This is a genomic window from Streptomyces platensis (genome assembly GCF_008704855.1).
Lineage (GTDB): Bacteria > Actinomycetota > Actinomycetes > Streptomycetales > Streptomycetaceae > Streptomyces > Streptomyces platensis.
Genome location: NZ_CP023691.1, coordinates 59,224 through 79,962 on the forward strand (window position 1 = coordinate 59,224; position 20,739 = coordinate 79,962).

Annotated in this window: 18 protein-coding genes; 3 read left to right on the top strand and 15 right to left on the bottom strand. The window is 72.5% G+C overall.

What is annotated here, in order from left to right:
- Positions 1–25 precede the first annotated feature (25 nt).
- From CP981_RS00265 to CP981_RS00275, 3 genes are all read left to right on the top strand, one after another.
- Positions 26–973 carry an aldo/keto reductase gene (locus CP981_RS00265; protein ID WP_208853040.1) on the top strand — a complete coding sequence of 316 codons (948 nt, stop codon included), beginning with the start codon at positions 26–28 and terminating at the stop codon, positions 971–973.
- A 72-nt stretch (positions 974–1,045) separates the two neighbouring features.
- Positions 1,046–2,890: an ABC transporter ATP-binding protein gene (locus CP981_RS00270; RefSeq protein WP_085924161.1), complete on the top strand. Its 1,845-nt coding sequence runs from the start codon at positions 1,046–1,048 to the stop codon at positions 2,888–2,890.
- Complete coding sequence (locus CP981_RS00275; protein ID WP_085924160.1) at positions 2,887–4,686, top strand: ABC transporter ATP-binding protein; 1,800 nt, start codon at positions 2,887–2,889, stop codon at positions 4,684–4,686. Before CP981_RS00270 ends, CP981_RS00275 begins: the two co-directional genes overlap by 4 nt.
- 21 nt (positions 4,687–4,707) lie before the next feature.
- On the opposite strand, the gene CP981_RS00280 is transcribed toward CP981_RS00275, so the two are convergent.
- The 15 genes from CP981_RS00280 to CP981_RS37505 form a co-directional block, all read right to left on the bottom strand.
- Entirely contained in the window at positions 4,708–6,204 is a 1,497-nt protein-coding gene (locus tag CP981_RS00280) for a peptide MFS transporter (protein ID WP_167536030.1), read from the bottom strand.
- Between the two features lie 23 nt (positions 6,205–6,227).
- A complete protein-coding gene (pabB, locus tag CP981_RS00285) occupies positions 6,228–8,579 on the bottom strand; it encodes an aminodeoxychorismate synthase component I (RefSeq protein WP_085924159.1) in 2,352 nt (783 codons plus the stop codon).
- An 80-nt stretch (positions 8,580–8,659) separates the two neighbouring features.
- A complete protein-coding gene (gene fabG, locus CP981_RS00290) occupies positions 8,660–9,412 on the bottom strand; it encodes a 3-oxoacyl-ACP reductase FabG (RefSeq protein WP_085924158.1) in 753 nt (250 codons plus the stop codon).
- Positions 9,405–10,367, bottom strand: coding sequence for an ACP S-malonyltransferase (locus CP981_RS00295; protein ID WP_085924157.1), 963 nt, complete (start codon positions 10,365–10,367; stop codon positions 9,405–9,407). The genes fabG and CP981_RS00295 overlap by 8 nt, the downstream gene beginning before the upstream one ends.
- On the bottom strand, positions 10,364–11,776 hold the full coding sequence (locus tag CP981_RS00300; protein ID WP_085924156.1) for a class I adenylate-forming enzyme family protein: 1,413 nt from the start codon (positions 11,774–11,776) through the stop codon (positions 10,364–10,366). Before CP981_RS00300 ends, CP981_RS00295 begins: the two co-directional genes overlap by 4 nt.
- Positions 11,773–12,540, bottom strand: a complete 768-nt coding sequence (locus CP981_RS00305; protein ID WP_158092636.1) for a beta-ketoacyl synthase N-terminal-like domain-containing protein — start codon at positions 12,538–12,540, stop codon at positions 11,773–11,775. Before CP981_RS00305 ends, CP981_RS00300 begins: the two co-directional genes overlap by 4 nt.
- A complete protein-coding gene (locus CP981_RS00310; RefSeq protein WP_158092635.1) occupies positions 12,527–13,711 on the bottom strand; it encodes a beta-ketoacyl synthase N-terminal-like domain-containing protein in 1,185 nt (394 codons plus the stop codon). The genes CP981_RS00305 and CP981_RS00310 overlap by 14 nt, the downstream gene beginning before the upstream one ends.
- The gene (locus CP981_RS00315; RefSeq protein WP_158092634.1) at positions 13,708–14,007 is read right to left on the bottom strand and encodes an acyl carrier protein; all 300 of its coding nucleotides are present in this window, start codon (positions 14,005–14,007) and stop codon (positions 13,708–13,710) included. Before CP981_RS00315 ends, CP981_RS00310 begins: the two co-directional genes overlap by 4 nt.
- A gap of 136 nt (positions 14,008–14,143) precedes the next feature.
- Positions 14,144–14,707, bottom strand: a complete 564-nt coding sequence (locus CP981_RS00320) for an AAA family ATPase (RefSeq protein ID WP_167536031.1) — start codon at positions 14,705–14,707, stop codon at positions 14,144–14,146.
- Positions 14,704–15,750, bottom strand: a complete 1,047-nt coding sequence (locus CP981_RS00325; RefSeq protein ID WP_085924152.1) for a glycosyltransferase family 2 protein — start codon at positions 15,748–15,750, stop codon at positions 14,704–14,706. The genes CP981_RS00320 and CP981_RS00325 overlap by 4 nt, the downstream gene beginning before the upstream one ends.
- Before the next feature lie 45 nt (positions 15,751–15,795).
- Positions 15,796–16,836, bottom strand: a complete 1,041-nt coding sequence (locus tag CP981_RS00330) for a methyltransferase (RefSeq protein WP_085924151.1) — start codon at positions 16,834–16,836, stop codon at positions 15,796–15,798.
- Positions 16,836–17,138: an acyl carrier protein gene (locus CP981_RS00335; protein ID WP_085924150.1), complete on the bottom strand. Its 303-nt coding sequence runs from the start codon at positions 17,136–17,138 to the stop codon at positions 16,836–16,838. The genes CP981_RS00330 and CP981_RS00335 overlap by 1 nt, the downstream gene beginning before the upstream one ends.
- Positions 17,139–17,321: 183 nt before the next feature.
- Positions 17,322–18,392 carry a hypothetical protein gene (locus tag CP981_RS00340; protein WP_085924149.1) on the bottom strand — a complete coding sequence of 357 codons (1,071 nt, stop codon included), beginning with the start codon at positions 18,390–18,392 and terminating at the stop codon, positions 17,322–17,324.
- Positions 18,392–20,092, bottom strand: a complete 1,701-nt coding sequence (locus tag CP981_RS00345) for a GMC oxidoreductase (protein WP_085924148.1) — start codon at positions 20,090–20,092, stop codon at positions 18,392–18,394. Before CP981_RS00345 ends, CP981_RS00340 begins: the two co-directional genes overlap by 1 nt.
- Positions 20,085–20,726: a gluconate 2-dehydrogenase subunit 3 family protein gene (locus CP981_RS37505; RefSeq protein ID WP_158092633.1), complete on the bottom strand. Its 642-nt coding sequence runs from the start codon at positions 20,724–20,726 to the stop codon at positions 20,085–20,087. The genes CP981_RS00345 and CP981_RS37505 overlap by 8 nt, the downstream gene beginning before the upstream one ends.
- Positions 20,727–20,739: the final 13 nt, after the last annotated feature.

Sequence of the window (20,739 nt, forward strand, 5' to 3'; positions counted from 1 at the left end):
TCCGCCGACGAAAGGGTTCGTCTTGCTGCACACCGTCACTCTCGGTTCCTATGGCCCCGCGGTCGGCGCCGTCGGTCTGGGCTGTATGGGTATGTCCTGGGCCTACGATCCGTCGGGACGCGATGAGGACACCTCGGCCGGGGTCCTCAGACAGGCCCTCGATCTGGGGGTGAACCTCATCGACACGGCCGATGTCTACGGCCCGTTCACCAACGAGGAACTGGTCGGCAGGGCGCTGGCCGGGCGGCGTGCACAAGCCGTGCTGGCCACCAAGGTCGGATTTGTGGCCGGGGAGCAGCGGCTGCGGCGCGACGGCCGGCCCGAACACATCCGCGCCGCGGTCGACGCCAGCCTGCGACGCCTGGGTACCGACCACATCGACCTGTACCAGCTGCACCGCGTGGACCCCGAGGTCCCGCTGACGGAGACCTGGGGCGCGATGGCGGAGACGGTCCGGGCCGGGAAGGTGCGGATGCTGGGGCTGTCCGACGTGACCGCGGAACAGGTGCGCACCGCGCACGAGGTCCATCCGGTGGCGGCGGTACAGACCGAGTTGTCCCTGTGGACGCGGGACGCGCTGGCGCAGCTGGTGCCGTTCACGGAACGGTCGGGCATCGCCTGCATCGCGTATGCACCGCTGGGGCGCGGATTCCTCACCGGCCGGTTCCGTAGCGCCCAGGATGTGCCGGAGGGCGACTGGCGGCGCGGCAACCCGCGGTTCGAGGATGCGGCGTTCGCGGCGAATCTGCCCATGGTCGACCGTATTCGGGGGGTGGCGGAGCGACATGGCGCGTCCGCCGCGCAGATCGCACTGGCGTGGGTGATGACGCGCGGGCGGTATGTGGTGCCGATTCCCGGCACGAAGAACCCCGCCTTCCTCAAGGAGAACGTGCGGGCGTCCGAGGTGCGGCTGGCACCGGAGGACCTACAGGTGCTGGACGGACTGCCCGAGCCGGTCGGAGCCCGTCAGTGACCCGTCTGGGAGTCCGCGGGTGAGGGTGCCGCCGCCGGCAGCCGCGCCCGCTGTTCGTACGAAAGGATCGACGTGGCAACCGATGTGACGTCCGCAACCGGCAGCAGGGCGTCCCTGCGGAGAAGAGGGCTGCGCATCCTGCGGGTCGCCATCAGGGAGGAACCCTGGGTGTTCTGCGGGGCCCTGACGGCGAGCCTGCTGTACGGCGTGGCCCCGGTCGCGACGTCGTGGACTCTCGGGTGGGTGACCGAGGACGTCGTGATGCCGGCGTTCCGGACGGGCCGTACGGGGTTCGCGGCGCTGGCCACGGCCGGTCTGGCGATCTTCGGTGTGGCGATGCTGCGCGTCATCGGGGTCATCGGGCGGCGCGTCGGGGCCGGCATCATGCAGTTCCGGCTTCAGGCCACCTATCGGCGGAAGGTCGCGCACCGCTACCTGCGGCTGCCGCTGGCGTGGCATCAGCGCCACCCGGCCGGGCAGTTGCTGTCCAACATCAACGCGGATGTGGAGGCGGTCTGGGCGCCGGTCATTCCGCTGCCGACCGCGGTGGGTGTGGTGGCGATGCTGCTCGCCGCGATGACCGCGATGCTGACGGTCGATCCGTATATCGCCCTGGTCAGTGTGGGTGTCTTTCCCGCAGTGGGCCTGCTGAACGTCGTCTATCAGCGGCGGCTGTCGCCGTTGGCGTCCCGTGCGCAGGCGTTGCGCGCCGAGGTGAGCGAGATCGCGCACGAGAGTTTCGACGGGGCGACGGTCGTCAAGACGCTCGGGAAGGAGGATGCCGAGACCCGGCGGTTCGCGGAGGCCGCGCAGCGGTTGCGGGACGCGAACATCGCGGTGGGGAGGACCCGCGGCGCGTTCGATCCGGTGCTGGACGCGCTGCCCAATCTGGGCATCCTCACCGTGCTGGCCGTGGGCAGCGCGCGGCTGGCGGCCGGCGCTCTGACCGTGGGCGACATCGTGCAGGTGGCCTATCTGTTCACCATGATCGCCTTTCCGGTGCGGGCCTTCGGGTGGCTGCTGGCCGAGCTGCCGCGCAGCGCCGTCGGGTGGCAGCGGGTGCACGACGTGCTGGACGCCCGGGAGGAACTCCCGCACGGTGAGCTGCGGTTGGCCGACGGCGGGCCGATCGGGCTGGGGGTGCAGGAGGTCAGCTACGCCTACTCCGGCACCGATGTGCTGCACGGGGTGAGCCTGGAGGCGTCGCCGGGGCACACCGTGGCCGTGGTCGGCCCCACCGGTTCGGGGAAGTCGACACTGGCCACCCTGCTGGTTCGGCTCGCCGACCCGTACGCCGGCGTCGTGCAGATGGACGGGATCGACGCCCGTCATATGCGCCCCGGTGAACTTGCTTCTGCCCTGGCCTTCGTCCCGCAGCAGACCCTGCTGTTCGACGACACGGTGCGGGGCAACATCTGCCTGGGCCTCGACTTCCGCGACGAGGAGGTGTGGGAGGCCCTGGAACTGGCTCAGGCCGACGATGTTGTCCGGGGGCTGCCGCAGCAGCTGGACGCGCGGGTCGGGGAGCGGGGAGCGACCCTGTCGGGAGGGCAGCGGCAGCGCATCGCGCTTGCCCGGGCGCTGGTACGCCGGCCGCGACTGCTGATCCTGGACGATGCGACCTCCAGCGTGGATCCGCAGGTGGAGGCCCGCATCCTGCGGGGTCTCCGGGAGGCCCGGCGGCCCTCGACCGTCTTCGTCGTCGCGTACCGCCGGGCCACGATCGCGCTGGCCGACGAGGTCGTCTACGTCGAACGCGGCCGGGTGCTGGACCGGGGCCGACCCGAGGAGATGCTGGTGCGCTGCCGCGGCTACCGGGAGCTGGTCAACGCGTACGACAGTCGCGACGACGGTGACGACGGCCCGCGGACGGGGACCGTCACCGTCGCGGACACCACGGAAGGACAGAGCGCATGAAGGCCACCGTCACCCCGCCGTTGTCCGGCGCCGCCGTGCTGCGGAGGGCCGTACAGGTTTCCCCCGAACTCCGCCAAGGACTGGGCACGGTGGCGGTCTTGGCGCTGCTCGCGGCGGCCGGCCGGGTGGTGGTGCCGATCGCCGTGCAGCAGACCATCGACCAGGGTTTCCGGGCACAGGGCGGGGCGCGGCTGGGGCAGGTGCTGGTCACCGCGGCGGTGTGCGCGGTGGCGGTGCTGGCCACCGCAGGGATCACCTATGCGATGAACCACCGCCTGTACCGCACCGTCGAGCGAGGGCTGGCCACGCTGCGCACCAAGGCGTTCCGGCGGGTGCACGATCTGTCCCCGGCTTCTCTGGACGGGGAGCGCCGTGGCGGCCTGGTGGCGCGGGTCACCGGAGATGTCGACCAGTTCAGCACCTTTCTGCAGTTCGCGGGGATGCTCGTGATCAGCTTCGGTCAGCTGCTGGTCGGCAGCGTGGTGATGTTCGCGTTCTCGTGGGTGCTGGCGCTGACGGTCTGGGCGGTGTTCCTGCCGTTGCTGCTGGTACTGCCGCGGCTTCAGCGCCGTCTGTCGCACGCCTATGGGCGGGTGCGGGATCGGGCCGGGGACATGCTGGCGGTGACCGGTGAGGCCGTCGTGGGCGCGACGGTGATCCACGCCTACCACGCGCAGGAGCTGATCGGAGAGCGGATCGACACGGCGGTGGAGCGCCACCGGCGGGCGCAGAGCCGGGCCCAGCGGCTGGTGGCGGTGACGCTCTCCGGCGGGGAGGTGGCGGCAGCGGCAGCCATCGGCGGGGTGGTCGTGCTGGGTGTGCTGCTGGGCGTCGGCGGCCATCTGACGGCCGGTGAGCTGGTGGCGTTTCTGTTCCTGGTGACGCTGTTCATCGGTCCGATGCAGATGACCAATGAGGTGCTCAACGAGTTGCAGAACGCGCTGGCGGGCTGGCGCCGGGTGCTGTCGGTGGTGGATGCGCCGGTGGAGGTCCGTGATCCGGGTGAGCGCGGCACCGATCTGCCCCAGGGGCCGGTGTCCGTGCGGTTCGACAAGGTGGGCTACGCGTATCCGGACGGGCCCCAGGTGCTGCACGAGGTGTCGGCCGAGGTGGCCCCGCGCAGCCGGGTCGCGGTCGTGGGCGAGACCGGGTCGGGGAAGTCGACGTTCGTGAAGTTGCTGGCGCGGCTGTCGGACCCGTCCTCGGGGCAGGTGCGGCTCTCCGGTACGCCCTTGACGACGGTGCGGTTCGCGTCGCTGCGCCGCCGGGTGGTAATGGTGCCGCAGGACGGATTCCTCTTCGACGCCACGGTTGCCGACAACATCCGCTTCGCGCGCCGGGACGCCTCGGACGAGGAGATCGGCCGGGCACTGGCCGATCTGGGGCTGGACGACTGGCTCGCGTCCCTGCCGGAGGGTCTGCACACCCGCGTCGGGCAGCGCGGCGATGCCCTGTCGGCCGGTGAACGGCAGTTGGTCGCGCTCGCCCGCGCCTATCTGGCCGACCCCGATCTACTGATCCTCGACGAGGCGACCTCGGCGGTGGACCCGGCGACGGAGGTGCGCCTGCAGCAAGCGCTGGAGAGTGCGACACGCGGCCGGACCTCGGTCTCGGTGGCGCACCGTCTCTCCACGGCCCAACACGCCGACCTGGTCCTCGTTTTCGACCGGGGCCGCATCGTGCAGCAGGGCACGCACGATGAGCTGGCGGGGCGGCCGGGGGTGTACGCGGACCTGTACGCGGCGTGGGTGTCCGCGACGGGCGGCACAGGGCCGGCGCACAGCGCGCGGCGCTGACGGCGGGGCAGCAGGGGCGGTTCAGGACACCCCGCGCATCAGGCGGCGCAGCGAGCTCCGGGCCAGCGCGACCGCCGCGGCGCACAGCAGGGCGGCGGCGCCCAGCACGGCAAAGTACACGTCGTACGGGAGGATGTCGCTGAGCCGCACGACCTGGGCGCTCAGCGCGCTGCCCGCGGCCACCGAGAGGAACCACAGGCTCATGATCTGCCCGGCGAAGCGGTGCGGCGCCAACCGTGTGGTCACACTCAGGCCGGTCGGGCTGAGGCAGAGTTCGGCGAGCACCTGGACGAGAAAGGCGGCGAGCAGCCACAGGGGGGAGGCGCGCCGGCCATCGGACGCGGCCAGGCCGGCGCCCGCCATGAGGAGCGTCGCGACGCCGAGACCGGCCAGTCCCAGGGCGAACTTCGCCGCGGTGCTGGGCTGCCGGTGGCCCAGACGCAGCCACAGCGCGGCGAACACGCCCGCCAACAGCATGCCGTAGAGCGGGCCGGCCGACTGGAACCAGCCGGTGGGGATCTGCCATCCGAAGAGGGCCCGGTCGATGTGGCGTTGGGCGAACAGGCTGATAAGGGAGCCGCCCTGTTCGGCGATCATCCAGAAGACCGTGGCGGCCAGGAAGATCCATATGTACGCACGCAGGCGGCTGCGGTCCACCGCGTCCAGCCCGGGGGCGCGGAACATCGCCACGAAGTACAGGGCGGGCACCACGAGGGTCAGCGCGGACAGCGCGTAGAGCACGCCGGCCAGCGCCCCCAGGCCCGCCGCAACGACGACGGCGACCACGGCCGCCACCGCCCCGACTGCGCATCCGGCCCAGGCGGCGGCCCGCTGTAGCTGGTGCGTGGTGGCGCGGGTACGCGGCGGTGGGCCGGCCGGGCGGAGCTGCCGTGAGCCGCGCAGGTAGACGGTGAGGCCGAGGAGCATGCCCACGGCCGCGGCGCCGAACCCGGCGTGCCAGTCGACGCGTTCGCCCAGCCAGCCGGTGACCAGCGGGGCGGCGAAGGCCCCGATGTTGATGCCCAGGTAGAAGAGGGAGAAGCCGGCGTCCCGACGTGCGGTGCCGTGGGCGGCCGGGGCACCGGGCACGTCGTAGAGCCCGCCGAGCATCGTGGAGATGTTGGGTTTGAGCAGACCGGTACCGACCGCGATGAGCAGCAGGCCCAGGTAGGTGCCGGCCGCCGCGAGCGGCAGCGCGAGAGCACAGTGCCCGGCAGCGATCACCAGACCGCCGCCGAGGACCGTACGGTGTGCGCCCCACAGCCGGTCGGCCAGCCAGCCGCCGGGGACAGCGAGCAGGTTGACCAGTCCTCCGTAGACGCCGAAGATTCCGGCCGCGGTGGTCGGCGGCAGGCCGAGGCCTCCCCGGGAGGACGGCGCAACGAGGTAGAGCACGAGGATCGCGCGCATGCCGTAGTAGCTGAACCGCTCCCACATCTCGGTTCCCCACAGGGCCGGAAGCCCTCGTGGGTGCCGTTTGCGGGGCGTGGTGCGGGCCGTTGACTCCTCGACGCTCATCGTCGTCCCCCCGTGCCGCGGTATCAGGCCGTCGTGGCGTCCGCCGGCGGCAGCGTCAGCACCGGGATGTCGTCCACCACCGGGTAACTGCGAGCGCAGGCGGTGGCGGTGCACACCAGGGAGTCCCCCGAAGGGGCAGGGGCGAGCGCGGCCTTGCACAGGGGGCAGGCGAGCAGGTCGAGCAGTCGTGCGTCGAGCATGGTGGAGCTCCATTTCGGATCGGGTGTGGACGGGTCGTGCGCGGCCGGTGCGCCGGCCGGGCCGGGGCGGAGCAGCGCCCGGAGCGGGGCGGCGGCCTTGAGGAGCATCTCCGCGTACTCCTCTTCCGGGTCGGAGCCGAGCACGATCGCTCCTCCGGCTCCCACCCGCCAGCGTCCGGCGGTGCGGATCGCGGTGCGGATGACGATGTTGAGGTCTGCGCCACCAGCGAGGCCGAAGTAGCCGAGGGATCCTGAATAGACTCCGCGGGCCTCGGTCTCCAGCCCGTCGAGGATCTCCATCGTGCGCAGCTTGGGGGCGCCGGTCATCGAACCGCCCGGAAAGCAGGCCGCCAACGCGCCGACCGCGGTCGTGCCCGGGTTGAGCGTGCCATGGATGGTGGAGACCAGCTGATGGACGGTGGCATAGGTCTCGACGTGCATCAGGCGCGGCACGGTGACGCTCCCGATCTCGCAGACCCTCCCGAGGTCGTTGCGGAGCAAGTCGACGATCATGAGGTTCTCGGCCCGGGTCTTGGGGTCCGCGGCAAGGTCCCGGCACAGGCGGGCGTCCTCGTCGGGGGTGCGGCCGCGCGGTGCGGTGCCCTTGACCGGTTTGGTCTCCGCGGTGCCGTCGGGCCGGACGCGCAGGAAGCGTTCCGGTGACGAGCAGACCACTTCGGTGCCGCCCAGCCGCAGAAACGCCGCGTAGGGGGCGGGGTTGGCGCGGCGCAGCGCCAGGTGGGCCGTCAGCGCGTCCGCCGTGGAGGCGACGTGCAGGGTGTCGGTGAGGCAGATCTCGTAGCTCTCACCCTCGTGGAGCTTGTCCCGGCAGACGGCGATGTCCTTCGTGTACTGCTCCTCGCCGCGTGCGGAGACATCCTCGGTGCGGTGGCCGGGTGCCGGGGCGCTGGGCGCGGGCCGCTCCGGCAGCCGCGGGGGTGCGGGCAGGGCGCGCAGCGCGGCCTCCGTACGGTCCAGCCATCGCTCAGCACCGGCCAGGCCCCCGGGGTCCTCCGGGCGGTACAGGCACAGCAGGTGCGTCTCGTCCGCTGTGTGGTCGACCGCGAGCAGGCGGTCGGCGAAGATCCAGGCTGCGTCGTCCTCGGCGGGGGTGTGCCGGGTCGGCGAGCCGAGATCCGCGCGGAGTTCGTACCCGAAGTAGCCGACGTAGCCGCAGGTGAAGTCGAACGCCGTGCCCGGGTCGGGCAGGTGACGCCGGGCCAGCTCGTTGTCCAGGTAGCTGAAGATGTCGCCGTCGGTGTGGGTGACGGTGCCGTCGGAGGCGGTCACCTCGACGGTGCCGGTGCCGACGCGGTAGCGGACCACCTCGGCCAGTGGCCCGTGGGCGTCGCCGAGGAAGGAGAACCGGGACAGACCCGGTGCGGTGCGGGAGCTGTCGAGCCAGAACGCGTGCTTCCGGTCGGCGTACAGGGTGGTGAACGCCGCCTCGGTGTCGACGGCGGTGCCCAGCCGCCGGGTGCGCAGCCGGTACGGGCCCGGTGTCCGGTCGGTGCGGGTCGCGGGAGCGGCGGGGGTGCGGCGTCGGGCGGGCGACGGCGCCACCGGGCGACGGGCGGGCCGGGTGGCGTGGTGTTCCGCAGTGAGCCGGGCGAAGTTGGCGAGCAGTTCCGGACCGTACTCGGTACAGATGGATTCGGGGTGGAACTGCACGCCCCACAAGGGAAGTTCGCGATGGCGCAGCCCCATGATCACGCCGTCCTCGGCCCATGCGGTGGCTTCCAGTTGCAAGGGCAGCGGGTCCGCGACACACAGTGAGTGGTAGCGGACCCCGGTGAAGTGCCGGGGCAGGCCGTGAAAGAGGTCCTTGCCGGTGTGCTCGATCCGGGTCAGATGCCCGTGGCGCGGCCGCGGTGCAGGGGAGACCGACGCTCCCGCGGTGAGCGCGATGCCCTGGTGCCCGAGGCACACACCGAGGGTGGGCAGCCGGGGTGCGGCGAGCAGCCCGGCGGCGTGGGCCAGGTCCCCGGGGTGGTCCGGCCGGCCCGGTCCGGGCGAGACGACGACATTGTCGAAGCCGGAGAGGTCCGGGGCCGGGCCGCGCAGCGCCGGGTCGTCGTGGCGCAGCACCGTCGGCTCGGCTCCGGTCACTTGGGCGATCAGCTGGTGGAGGTTGTAGGTGTAGGAGTCGTAGTTGTCGACGAGGAGTGTGTGCATGAGTGCTCCCTGCTGCGGCGGCCGCCCGCCGCCGGGCCATCGGAATCCGGTGCCGCGGGCGCATCGGCGCGCCCGCTGCGTCAGTGCCCCATCGCCAGCCCCCCGTCGACGGGAAGGACGGCACCGGTGACATAGCCGGCCTGCTCGTCCGTGAGGAAGGCGACGGTTTCGGCGATCTCCCGGGCCGTGCCGGACCGTCCCAGCGGGACGCCGGAGAGGATCGACTCCCGTCTGCGGGGCGGCAGATCACGGGTGAGGTCGGTGTCGACGAAGCCGGGCAGTACGACATTGACCGTGATGCCGGACGGGCCGAGTTCGCGGGCCGCCGAACGCGCCAGCCCGGCCAGCCCGGCTTTGGCGGCCGCGTAGTTGGCCTGTCCGGGAGTGCCCAGCACCGCTGCGACGGAGGAGACCAGCACCACCCGCCCCCAGCCGGTGTCCGCCATGCCCGCGGCCGCGCGGCGCAGCAGCCGCCAGGCACCGGTGAGATTGGTGTCGATGGTCCGGCGGAAGGTGCGCTCCTCCATCCGCATCAGCAGTCCGTCGTCGCGGGCCCCGACATTGGACACCACGATCTGCACCGGGCCGTGGTCCCGCTCGGCCCGAGCGAAGGCCTCCTCGACCTGCTGTGAGTCGGTGACATCGCAGGTCAGGCCGGTGAGCCCGGCGGCGGCCCGACCGGAGCGGGAGCCGACCAGGACGCGGTGACCGCGGCGGGCCAGGGCGGTGGCCGTGGCCAGTCCGATGCCCCGGCTTCCGCCGCTGACCAGCGCGACTCGTGCTGTCGTGGCCGGGGACGGGGCGGGGTGAGGGCCGGGGGGCGGCTCAGCCAAGGGGAAGCACCGCCTTCAGGGGCTCCATGGCGTTCAGCGCCAGCGGGGTCAGCTCCGGGTGCCTGCGGGCCGTCTTGGCCATGACCTGGCCCGGTCCGGTGTCCAGCAGCAGCCGGATGCCGGACCGCACTACTGCGCGCAGCGCCGTGTGCCACCGCACCGGTACCTCGAGTTGGCACAGCAGGTCGGCGCGGAGTGCGTCGACGTCGGCGGTCGGCCGGCCGTCGCTGTTGAGCAGCACGGGCCCGGAGGGCGGGGCGAGTCGCACGGTGGCCAGCATCGGGCGCAGTTGCTTCTGCACGGGCGCCATCAGCGGGGAGTGGGACGCCACGCCGGTGGCGACCTCGGTGACGCGGACATCCGGGGTGTCGGCGGCCCGGTCGGCGACCCACCGCACGGCGTTGGCGTCTCCGGAGACGACGAGGTGGCGCGGGCCGTTGTAGCAGGCGATCACCGCCTGCCCCAGGTCCGGCGGGCAGTCGGCGCACCAGCCGGTGACGATGTCGGGCGGCAGCCCGGAGACCGAGGTCATCAGGGCCGGGCGCACCCGGGCCTGCTCCCCCATCAGCCGGGCCCGTTCGGAGACGAGGCGCAGTGCGTCGGCGAAGCCGAGGACGCCCGCCTCCACCAGGGCGGCGAAGTGTCCGAGACTGTGTCCGCCCACGAGCGCGGGCGGGGCCCAGCGTGCGCCCAGGTGCGCGCGCAGCGCCGCCGCGCAGGCGAGTCCGGTGGCGACGACGGCGGGGTGGGACAGTTCGGGCGGCCGGAGTTCGGCGGGCGTGCCATCGGTGCACAGCCGGGTCAGTGACAGGCCGGTGGCCTCGTCGGCGCGGGCCAGCACCTCCCGGGCAACCGGGTGGTCGCGGACCAGCCGGTATGCCATACCGGGGAGTTGGGAGCCGGCGCCGGGAAACGCCAGGGCGTAGCGGCTCTCGCCGATGGTCTGCACGGTCACCGGTGTCCCGCCTCCTGCCACAGCCGGGCCGCGTGCACCTTGCCCGATCCGGTGCGCGGCAGCCGGCCGGTCAGATGGATACGGGTCGGGATCTTGTACGGGGAGAGCAGTCCGGCCAGATGACGGCGCACCGCCAGTTCTGTGACCTCCGGGCCGGCCGCGATGAAGGCCACGAACCGGTCGGGCGGGCCGGGGGTGCCGGCCGGGGGCGCGCTCACCAGGCACTCGCGCACGCCCGGTACGCAGCTGAGGGCGAGTTCCACCTCCGCCGGGTCGACCTTCCGCCCGGCCACGGTGATACGGCGGCCGGCCCGGCCGTGTACCTGCACGGTGCCGCCCCCGGGCAGGACGCCGATGTCGCCGGTGCGGAACCAGCCGTCCGTGGTGGCCTGGGCGGTCAGCTCCGGAAGGCCCCGGTAGACGACGGGTGGTCCCTGGTGCCGGAAGCAGAGCTCACCCTCGGCGTCGGTGTCCTCCCGTAGCACGCCGTCGTCGTCGCGGACGGCCGCCCGTATGCCCGGTACGAGCCGGAGCGGTCCACCGGGGCGGTCGTCGGCGAAAGCGAGCTGGCCGAGTTCGGTGGCGCCGTACTGGTCGCGCAGGTTGCGGCCGGTGGCGTCCCGCCAGGCGTGCGCCGTTTCCCGGTCCAGCGGTTCGCCCGCCGAGACACATACCCGGAGCGCGGGCGCGGACAGCCTCTCCCCGCGGGAGAGCAGCGATCTGTACAGGAACGGCACGGACTGAACAACGGTGGCTCCGGTAGTGCGCAGAGCGTCCGCCAGTGCCGAGGGCGCGGGCGGGTGGGCGGCGAGGACGAGGGCGGCGCCGGTGTGCAGTGCGGGCAGCAGTGCCACCCCGAAGGCGAAGGCGTGGTGGAGCGGCGTCGTGCAGAGGATGCGGTCGCGGCCCGTGATGTCCGCGGTGTGCGCGAAGGCGGCGGAGTTTGCGCAGGTCGCGGCCCAGCCCTTGCGTACCACCTTGGGCAGCCCGCCGGTGCCGGAGGTCACCAGGTTCAGCGCGGTGGCGTGGGAGGCGTCGGGGGGTTCGCTCTCGGCGCCGGCCGCGGGCGCCGCGTCGAGGGAGGGTGGGTCGATCCGGTCACGGGTGCCGGCCAGTTGGTCGGCGCGGTCGCGCTCGTGCCGGGTGCTCCGTGCGTCGTGCAGCACCAGCTCGGCTCCGGCGGCGGCGAGGCCGAGCAGCGCGACGATGCTCGCCGGATCGTTGCGCACGACCAGGCCTACCCGCTGTCCGGCAGTGTGGCCCCGACCGAGGTGATGCTGCCGCGCGCCGGCCACCAGGCGCGCGAGTGCGCGGTAGCTCAGGCTGCCGTGCTCGTGGACGAGGGCGGTCCGGTGGGGGTGTTCGGCGGCCCACCGGGCAAGGGCCCCGTACGGCGTGGACGTGGTCATCCGCGGCTCCCCGGCAGCACCGTCAGGCGCGAACCGGCCGCGGTCAGCTGCATGCCGGCCCGGTCGGGTCCGTCGTGCCAGGACATCAGGGAACGCAACGGTGCGGTGACGTCCGGCAGTTCGGCGGTCCGCAGGGCAGCGGTATCCGGGTCGGTGGCTGGCCGCACGGCGGGGTGTCCGCCGCCGGGCTGCCAGCCGGTCAGCCGGGCCCGGTCGCCGTCCGGGGTGACGACGGCGACGGCGACGGTCAGACGGGTGGCCCGGTCGGGCCCCGCGGGGGGCGGCGTGGGCCAGTGCGCCGCGGCGACCAGAACACTGGAGCACCGGCCCGACTCCACCATCATCGCCGCGTAGCCGAGGGCGTCGACGCCGCTGGCAGGGCCGGTGAGGGTCAGGGCCGTGCCGTCCAGGCCGAGGTCGATGCAGAGCCGGCCGGTCAGGGCGTGCGGTGAGTAGTGCAGAAAGCACTGCGGGGCGAGCCACCGGGGTCCGGCGCCGTCCAGGACCGCCGCGATGTACTGGGCGGTCACGGCCGTGGCGTGGTGTGAGGCGGTGACACAGCCCATCGGCGCGGCCTCGGCCCTGGTGACGCCCGCGTCGGCGAGGGCCGCTTCGGCCGCCCTGGTGAGCTCCGGGCCCAGGGTGTCCTGCACGGCCAGCGGGATGCGGGGGAAGCCGGCCGGGTCGTCGGGTATGCGGGGCACCTCGTGCGGGGCGCTGCGCACGGCGGTGGCGGCGATACCCGCCCCGTTATGCGGCCGCACGGCCGAACACCACCGCAACGTTGGAACCGCCCAGCCCGCAGGACACGGTGAGGCCCGCGCGCGGCGGGGTGCTCCGGCGCGGCGCACCGAGCGCGAAGTCGAGATGTGACCACTGCTCGGGGACGTCCTCCAGGCCGAGGGTGGGCAGCACCTCGCCCCGGGCGAGGGTCAAAACGGTCACGATCGCCTCCACGGTTCCCGCCGCGCCCTGGCAGTGGCCGAGCGCGGCTTTCGATCCGGACACCGGGATCCCGGCGAGCCGGTCGCCGAAGACCCTTTCCAGTGCGTCGAGTTCGGCGACATCGCCGTGGCGGGTGCCGGCCGCGTGCGCGTTGACGTAGCCGACGTCGCCAGGGGGCACCGCGGCATCCGACAGCGCCCGGGACACGGCCTTGGCGACGCCTTTCGACGCCGGACGGGCCGCCTGGTCGGCCTCGTTGCTGCTCCCCCAGCCCCGCAGATACGCATGTGGTGGAGCGGAGTCGTCGCCGGGGTCGGCGTCCAGGACGAGGGCCGCCGCGCATTCGGAGATCCGGATGCCGGACCGGCTTCTGCTGAACGGGCGGCAGCCCCCCGGACTGAGGGTCCGCAGCGACGCCAGGCCCTGGAAAGCGGTCTCCGTGATGGTGTCCACCCCGCAGACCACGGCCCGTTCGGTGACGCCGCTGCGGATCAGATCGGCGCCGACGCCGAGGGCGGCGGCCCCGGCGGCACTGGCGTTGCCCACCGGGAGTACGGGGCCGTCGAAGCGGACGGCCTCCGCAGGCGGGGCCCAGGCGGGGCGGCAGCTCTCCCGGCTGCCGTCCGCCCAGGCCCGCCACGCCTCGGCCGTCGCACAGCCCGCGCTGTCGGTGGTGGCGAGGACGAGTGCGGTGCGGGCCCGGTCGTGGGCGCCGCGCCGAGCGGCGTCGGCGAGGGCCTGGGCCAGCGCGCGGTGCAGCAGGTACGGGAGCCGCCCGTCGGAGCCCGGGGCGGGCGCGCCGTGCGTATCGGGAACGAACCCGGCGATACGGGCGCCGGTGCCGGAAACATCGAAGTGCTCGACCGGGCGGAAGTTGCCACCGCCGTTCGCGCACAGCCGCCACAGGGCCTCGGTTCCGGCACCACCGACGCTGAGCACGCCGAGTCCGGTCACGGCCACCGCCCGCGGGGTGGCGGTCCCGGCCGTCACCGGGCATCCCCCGGGAGAACGGTCGCGTGCTCGGTGAGATAGGCGGTGAGGGAGCCGATCGAATCCGCGATGTCCCACAGTTCGCCGTCGGCGATGCGCTCCACGCCGCATTCCCGTTCCAGTGTCGCGAGGGTGACCACGAGGTCCAGGGAGTCGATGCCCAGATCGGAGAACTTCTCCGTGGCGGGGATGGCGCCCGCGAGTTCCGCGCCGACGCGCTCCGCGAGCGTGCGGCGCACCAGTTGTTCGATCCCCGGGGTGGCGGTGCGAGGTTGCCCCTTGTACGCGTGGCTCACCACGTCTCCCTTCCGTTGGGTAAGCACTCAGGTGCCGGCGCATGCCGGGTCGCGCGCAGCATGCCGCGGTGCGGGGGCGTCCCGGACGCCGCGGGGCGCGAGCAGCGGGCTGTGCGGCTCCGCGGCGCCCTGCCGTTCACCGCAGCGCGCTCTCGTCCGTGCGGCGCAGGATTTCGTCCACCGTCTCGTCGGCCCGCTGCTCGGAGGTGTCGAGCCACAGGCCGAGTTCAGCGGTCTCGCGGCGGAAGGCCTCGTTGAGCGATTGCGCCGTCCAGCCCTCTGCGCCGTACGCCTGCTTGTCCCGGCCTGCGTCGCGGCGGGCTGCCGCGGCCGCGCTCGGCGCGAGCACCACCACGTGCACCGGCCGGGTGCTGAGCTGGGCCAGGAAGCGTTCGAGATAGCTCCCGAGGAGGTTGTCCTCGGCGATGACGGTGAAGCCGGCGTGGAGATAGGACTCCGCGAGGAACGCCAGGTGCCGCAGGCGGAGTTCGAACTGGGCAACGGCCTCCCAGCCCGCGTCCGGCTCCATCTCGGCCCGGCCGCCGACCACCATCCGGCGCAGCGCGTCTCCCTCGATGACGACGGACCGCGAGAAGCGCTCGCCCAGCAGGCGGGCGACGGTGGACTTCCCGCTGCCGCAGATGCCGGTGACGACGAAGAGGCGGGGCGGCAGCTCGTCGACTGGTGGTGTGCCGCTCACGAGCCGGTGGTGGTCTTGCGGGCGGACGGTGCCGCGGACCGGTAGGTCTCCCAGCGCAGCTCCGGCTCACGCAGGGCGGCCAGTTCGACCAGCGCGCGGTTCCCGACGGGTTCCACGGCCTGGAACACCTTCTTGGCGACGCGGGCGCCGGAGTCGCCGAGGACACTCGTCAGGAAGGGTTTGACCTGCTCGAACAGCAGGTATTGGCGGCCCTTGCGGTTCTTGGTCACCCGCTCCACGTAGGACGGCTTGATGCCGTACTTGTTCGCGAAGTGGCGCAGCGTGTCCTTGGTCCACTCGTCGCTCCAGCGCAGCATGAAGTACGGCAGGTCGGTGAGGGCGAAGGGCGGCGGCATCCGGTAGGTGATCACCGACCGCGGTTCGAACCACACGGTGCCGCCGGCGTCCAGGACGCGCTGGCTGAAGTCGAGGTGTTCGCGGGTGGTGAGCAGCCCCTCGTCCATGCCGCCGACCGCGTCGAAGATCTCCCGCCGCACCAGGGCGCAGTGGAATTCGATGATGTCGCACTTCTGCCGGTGGAGTTCCTGCTGGGGCACCTCTGCGAGGGGTTTCATGAAGTGGCGTTGCGTCTGGACGAACTCCCGCTCGCCCCAGGCCCCGGAGAATTCCATGTCGCCACCCGCCATATGCACGGTCTGCTCATGCAGCGGACCGTGCAGATAGAGCGGCCCGACCATGGCTGCTTTCTCCTCGTCGGCACAGGCGACAAGCGGCTCCAGCCAGTTCTCGGTGTATTCCACGTCATTATCGAGGAAGACGACGTACTCGCCTTCCGCATAGCGCAGGCCGATGTTGCGTGCACAGTTCGGGGATATGTATTTGTTGACGCGGACGGCGATGATGTCGTGTTCGTCGGCGATGCGCTTGATGCGGTTCCAGCGGTCGCGCGGAGAGTTCACATCGACGTACACCAGCTGACACGGGATGCTGGTGTACCGGAAGAAACTCGCCAGCGACTCCTCCGCATAGGAGAACCGCTCGCGGCTTGTGATGATCGCGGTCACCCGGGGCACGGTGTCCATGTTTCGTCTGTCTCCCGTCGAGTACCTGGAGCGCGAAGGCCGGCGTCAGCCACGCCGGGCGGTCATGAGTGAGTAGTGGCCGTACAGGGGAATGAGTTGGCGGCCGGTGAAACCGGCCTCAGTGAGCAGACCGGCCAGCTCGGAGGCGGTACGCAGCCGTCCGCCCGACATCGTGGCCAGCGCGAGCGCATAGCCGGCCGCGGTGGCGGACCGCGTCCGGGAGTCGTCCAGCATCACCTGGTGCACGAGGATCCGGCCGCCGGGGGACAGCGCGGCACGGGCCCGTGCGAGCATCTCGCGGCAGGCGTCGTCGCCCCAGTCGCAGAGGGTGTCGGCGAAGAGGACCAGGTCCTGTCCGTCGGGCCAGGGGCCGTCGAACATGTCCCGCAGACACAGCCGTACCCGGTCGGCGACTTTTGCCTCCTCGAGGGTGCGGCGTGCCACGTCCGCCACCGCGGGCAGGTCCAGCACCTGCGCCGTGAGCTGCGGATGCCGCTTGACCAGGGCCACCGCGAAGGTGCCCGCGCCGCCGGCGACGTCGAGCAGGGTGCCGGCCCCCGCCAGGTCCAGCCGGGCGGCCAGCGCGGCGGCCGGCCCGGTGGAGTGGGCATGCATGGCGGCGGTGAACAGGTCGGCGCGGCGCGGGACCCGGCTGTGCGTCTCCCACAGGGCGTGGCCACGGTAGCCGTGGGCCTTGCCCTCCCGTACGGCGAGTTGCACGGCGGTGCATTTCTCGTCCCAGCCGAGCTGGAGCATCGGCCCCCAGTAGCGGCTCGTGCCGGGAAGGAGGAACGCCCGGGCGGCGGGGGTGAGGTGGTAGGCACCCTCGTAGACCGTGAGGTAGCCGAGGGCCGCGACCAGGGCGAGCAATACCTCGGTGTTGTACGGGTGGAGCCGCAGGCGGCGGGCCGCCTCGGCGGCACCGACCGGACTCCGCACCAGCAGCGGGAACAGCCCGAGGGCGTCGGCCACGGCCAGCGCCGGCAGGTCGTACTGACCCATGAAGGTGGCCATCACCAAGCGGTCGTCCGGCGCCGCGGCGGCATCTTCCGCACGGCCGGCGGCGTCCGGCGCGGCCGGGTTCATCAGTGGCCCGCCGGATCGTGCACGCGCCGGGCGATGGCCTCGACGAGTTCCCCGACGGTGGCGTACCGCGTCGGGTCGATGTCACCGTTCTCGAATGTCAGGTCGTGCTTGCGCTCGAAATAGGTGAAAACATAAGCGAGCGTGATGGAGTCGAGTCCGAGGTCGGCGAAGGGAGCAGACGCGGTCACCGCGCCCGCCTGCTCCGCAGAGATTTCACACTGCTCTTCCAGTACGTGCCGCACTTCTTCGAGAACGGCGTCCGCGTTTTCCTGCCCGACAGCCGTCCGGTCCGCGCCAGCCATGCGAATCCCTCCTTGCCCAAGCAATGGGAATATCGATTCGAGCCGCGACGCTATAGCCGCCCGAAAGTGATGTCAACGGAGCCGTTCGGCAACGGGTATTCACCGTGACAGGTTTTCGGGAATGCCTGAACCCCCTTGTGGCCCAGGCTCCCACAGGGTTTCTCCGCTCTTTTTCGGCAGGGGTTAGGCGAAGGGGGTTTCGGGCAGTGGACGCCCTTCCCCGAAGCACCAGGCCGTCTCGCCGCGCAGCCGTCGTACGAGCCGGCTGCCGTCACCCTCGGCCTGCGGCACGGCCGTGTCCGCGCAGGCGCACAGCGCGGCGAGCAGCTCCTCCAGCCGGTCGGTGAGCACTCGCACCTCCTCGTGCGCCAGGCTGTAGACGCCCTCGGCCTGGTAGCGGTGCAGGCCCATCACCAGCAGTCCGAGCTTCTGCGCGCGCCGGGCGGCGGCGAGCAGGGCATCGGCCACCGCCTGCACCCGGGCGTCCGTGGCGCCGTCCAGCGCGTGCCCGAGGAGGAACAACTGCGGCTGGATGTCCCCGAGCACCATCACGTCCAGACCCTTGGCCGCCAGCAGCGGCAGCCGCGCGCCGGACCACACGTCCTGGTGGAAAGCACGGAGTTCCGCGATGTCCTCGGCGAGGGGGCGCACGGATCCGGCGATGACGTCCTCGGCCAGTTCCCGGGCGTCGCGTCCTCGGGAAGGCGGGGCGATGTGGTCGAAGAGGGCGTAGCGGCTGCACGCGGCGATGAGGCCGTCGGTGACCGGCAGCCGGCGGGCGTAGCCCTCGTCGGCCGGGGCGTCGGTGTCGAGCAGGTGCAGCCCGGTCGAGTCGAGGCGGTGAGCGAGGACCATGTGGTGGTGGTAGTGGTGCTCGCCCTCGTAGGGGTCGCCGGGCCAGTGGAAGCCGTCGTACATCAGGACCACGGGACGGCCGTCGGTGAGCGCCCGCTCGATGGCCGGCCAGGCGTCGGCGCCCTGTTCCTCGTCGGCCCAGCGCAGTCGGCACGCCGGGTAGTCGCTCTCAGGTCCGTACCACTCGCCGCGGCGTACCAGGTCCAGCGGGCGGGAGAGCCCCCTGGCCACCTGGGCGGCGTGGTATCCCTCGTGCAGCAGCACGGATTCGACGGACCGCAGGAAGCAGCCCAGCCCGTCCAGTCCGATGTCCTTCCAGCCCAGTGCGGCCCGCGGGTCGAAGGCGTAGGTGCCGGTTGGTCCCGGATCTCGTGGGACGTCCTTGGTGAGCTCGCTCATCACACACTCCTTGTGTTGCGCAGGACGGTGGCCATGATCGTGAGGGTGGGGTTGTGGGCGCCCGCTGTGGGGAACAGGCTCCCGTCGGCGACGAGGACGTTGTCCATGCGGTGCAGCCGTCCGGTGCCGTCGGTGACGCTCGTCCGGGCATCGGTGCCCATCCGCATGCCGCCCAGGGTGTGGAAGTTGCCCGGTACGGCACCGGGGCCGTCCGGAAAGGCCAGGGAGCGGGTCTCCGGCAGGGCGGCGACCTCGTCGGCGCCGGCGGCGCGCAACAGCTCGGCCATCCGGGGCAGGTAGAAGGACTGGGCGGCCAGTTCGTGCCGGTGCGGGGCGTAGGAGATCCGTGGGGCAGGCACGCCCAGCCAGTCCCGCAGCTGCGGGTCGAGGGCCACGGTGTTGGACCGCTGCGGCAGGTCCTCACCGTGCATCTGGACGCCCAGCAGCCGCTCGCGCAGCGGGCTCTCCCTCAGCAGGCGTTTGAAGTCACGCCCGAATCCGGCGCCGGTGAGCCGCGGCAGCAGCCGCCGGTAGAGCATCGCCTCCTCGATGCGTCCGGGCGGAGCCGATCCCAGCTCGACGACGCCACCCCTCAGGTGGGCCAGTCCGGCGTCCCGCGCGGCATCCCGTGCGCCGGGGTGGTCGGGGTCGGCGAAGTCGTCAAGGGCGTGGGTGATGTTGCGGTTCCGGGGGCTGTGCACCCGCTCGTGGAGGAAGAGACCGTAGCCGACGGAGTACCAGTGGAACATCAGATGGCGGCCGATCAGCCCGTGGGGATCGGGGAGTTGGGAAAGCAGCGCCAGTCGGCAGGTCTCCACGGCGGAGCCGGCGAGCACGACCAGGTCCGCGGGGGCGCTCCGCCGGACCGGTTCCGGTCCGGTGCAGTCGAGGTATTCGACGGTGCGGGCCCGCCGGCCGCGATGGGTGACCCGGACCGCGGTGCTCAGCGGCCGGACCTCGGCGCCGGCCCGGACCGCGCGCCGCAGCGGGGCGAGCGCGCTCCCCCGCGCGAGGGTGACGCAGCCGTATCCGCAGCAGGCGCCGCAGTCGGTGCACACCGGTCTGCCGTCGTAGGGACGGGAGTTGGCGGCCATCGGCATCGGGTAGGGCCGCAGCCCGAGGTGTCCGGCGGCCTCGGCGATCCGCAGCGACGAGCTCTGCGCAGGGCCGGGAGGCATGGGGAAGCCGGTGGTGCGCGGGGCATGCCGCAGCGTGAGATCGGCGGGCAGCCGGGCGGCGTCGCCCTGGACGCCGAGCAGCGCCTCCACTTCGTCGTAGTAGGGGGCCAGCTCCGCGTAACCGAAGGGCCAGTCGGCGATGTCGGCGCCCTCGACGGGGCCGAGCAGGGAGCGTTTGGCGAAGTCGATGTCCCAGTAGCGGGGTGTCTTGGCGTCCCAGTGCACGGTGCCGCCGCCGACCGCCGCGGGCAGCGCATTGACGAAGCCGATGTGATCGGCGCCCGGCAGCGCCCGGTCACAGTAGCTGCGGGGCTCGGCCAGGGCATCCGGGAACTCGAAGCGGCGCAGCGGGCCCAGGATCTCGTCCGGGGAGAAGTGGTGGTCCGGGACCGCGGCGGAGAGGTCGGCGAAGTGGTTGGGACCGCGCTCCAGGACCAGAACGTCCCAGCCCGCTTCGGCCAGCACCATGGCCGCCACCGATCCACCGGGCCCGCTGCCGACCACGACGGCCCGCTCACTCATCCAGCACCCCCGCCACCAGTTGCCGTACGGCCTCCTCGAACCGGCCGGCGAGCGCGGCCGTCGGCCCGTCCGCGGCGACGGACCGGCTGCCGCCGGGGAGACCCAGGGCGGTGTGCGGGGTGGTCCCGCCAGGGTGCCGGGCCGTGGCGCCGCTGTAGACGGGCGCCGCGTACAGGCCCTGGATCGCGTGGTCGAAGAGCACCCCGCGGAACTTCCGCACCTGCGGAGCGTCGAGCGCCGCGTCGCGCTCGGCGGCCGGGACAGTGGTGAAGTCGCCGCCGGCCAGCCGGTCCAGCAGCGCGGTCCCCGCGCGGTAGGCCTGCTGGAGCGTACCGATCCGGCGGCGCCAGCCCACCCGCTGAGCCGGGGTCAGCGGGAGGAAGCCCCCCAGTCCGGCCGGGGCCGGGTAGATCAGCGGCGGATCGGCCGTGAACGCGCCGAGCAGTCGGTCGATGTACCTCACCACGTCCGCTTCGCGGGCGCCCGGGTACGGCTCGGCCGGGTCGTCACGGGGGCCGGGGATCAGCCGGGCGGTCGCTTCCCGCACCACCGCGATTTCGTGCGGGGTGAAGAAGAGCGGCCGCAACTCCCCTTGCTGCAACGGTGATTCGTCATACTCTGTCGCGATATCCACTGCTTCCCTCCTT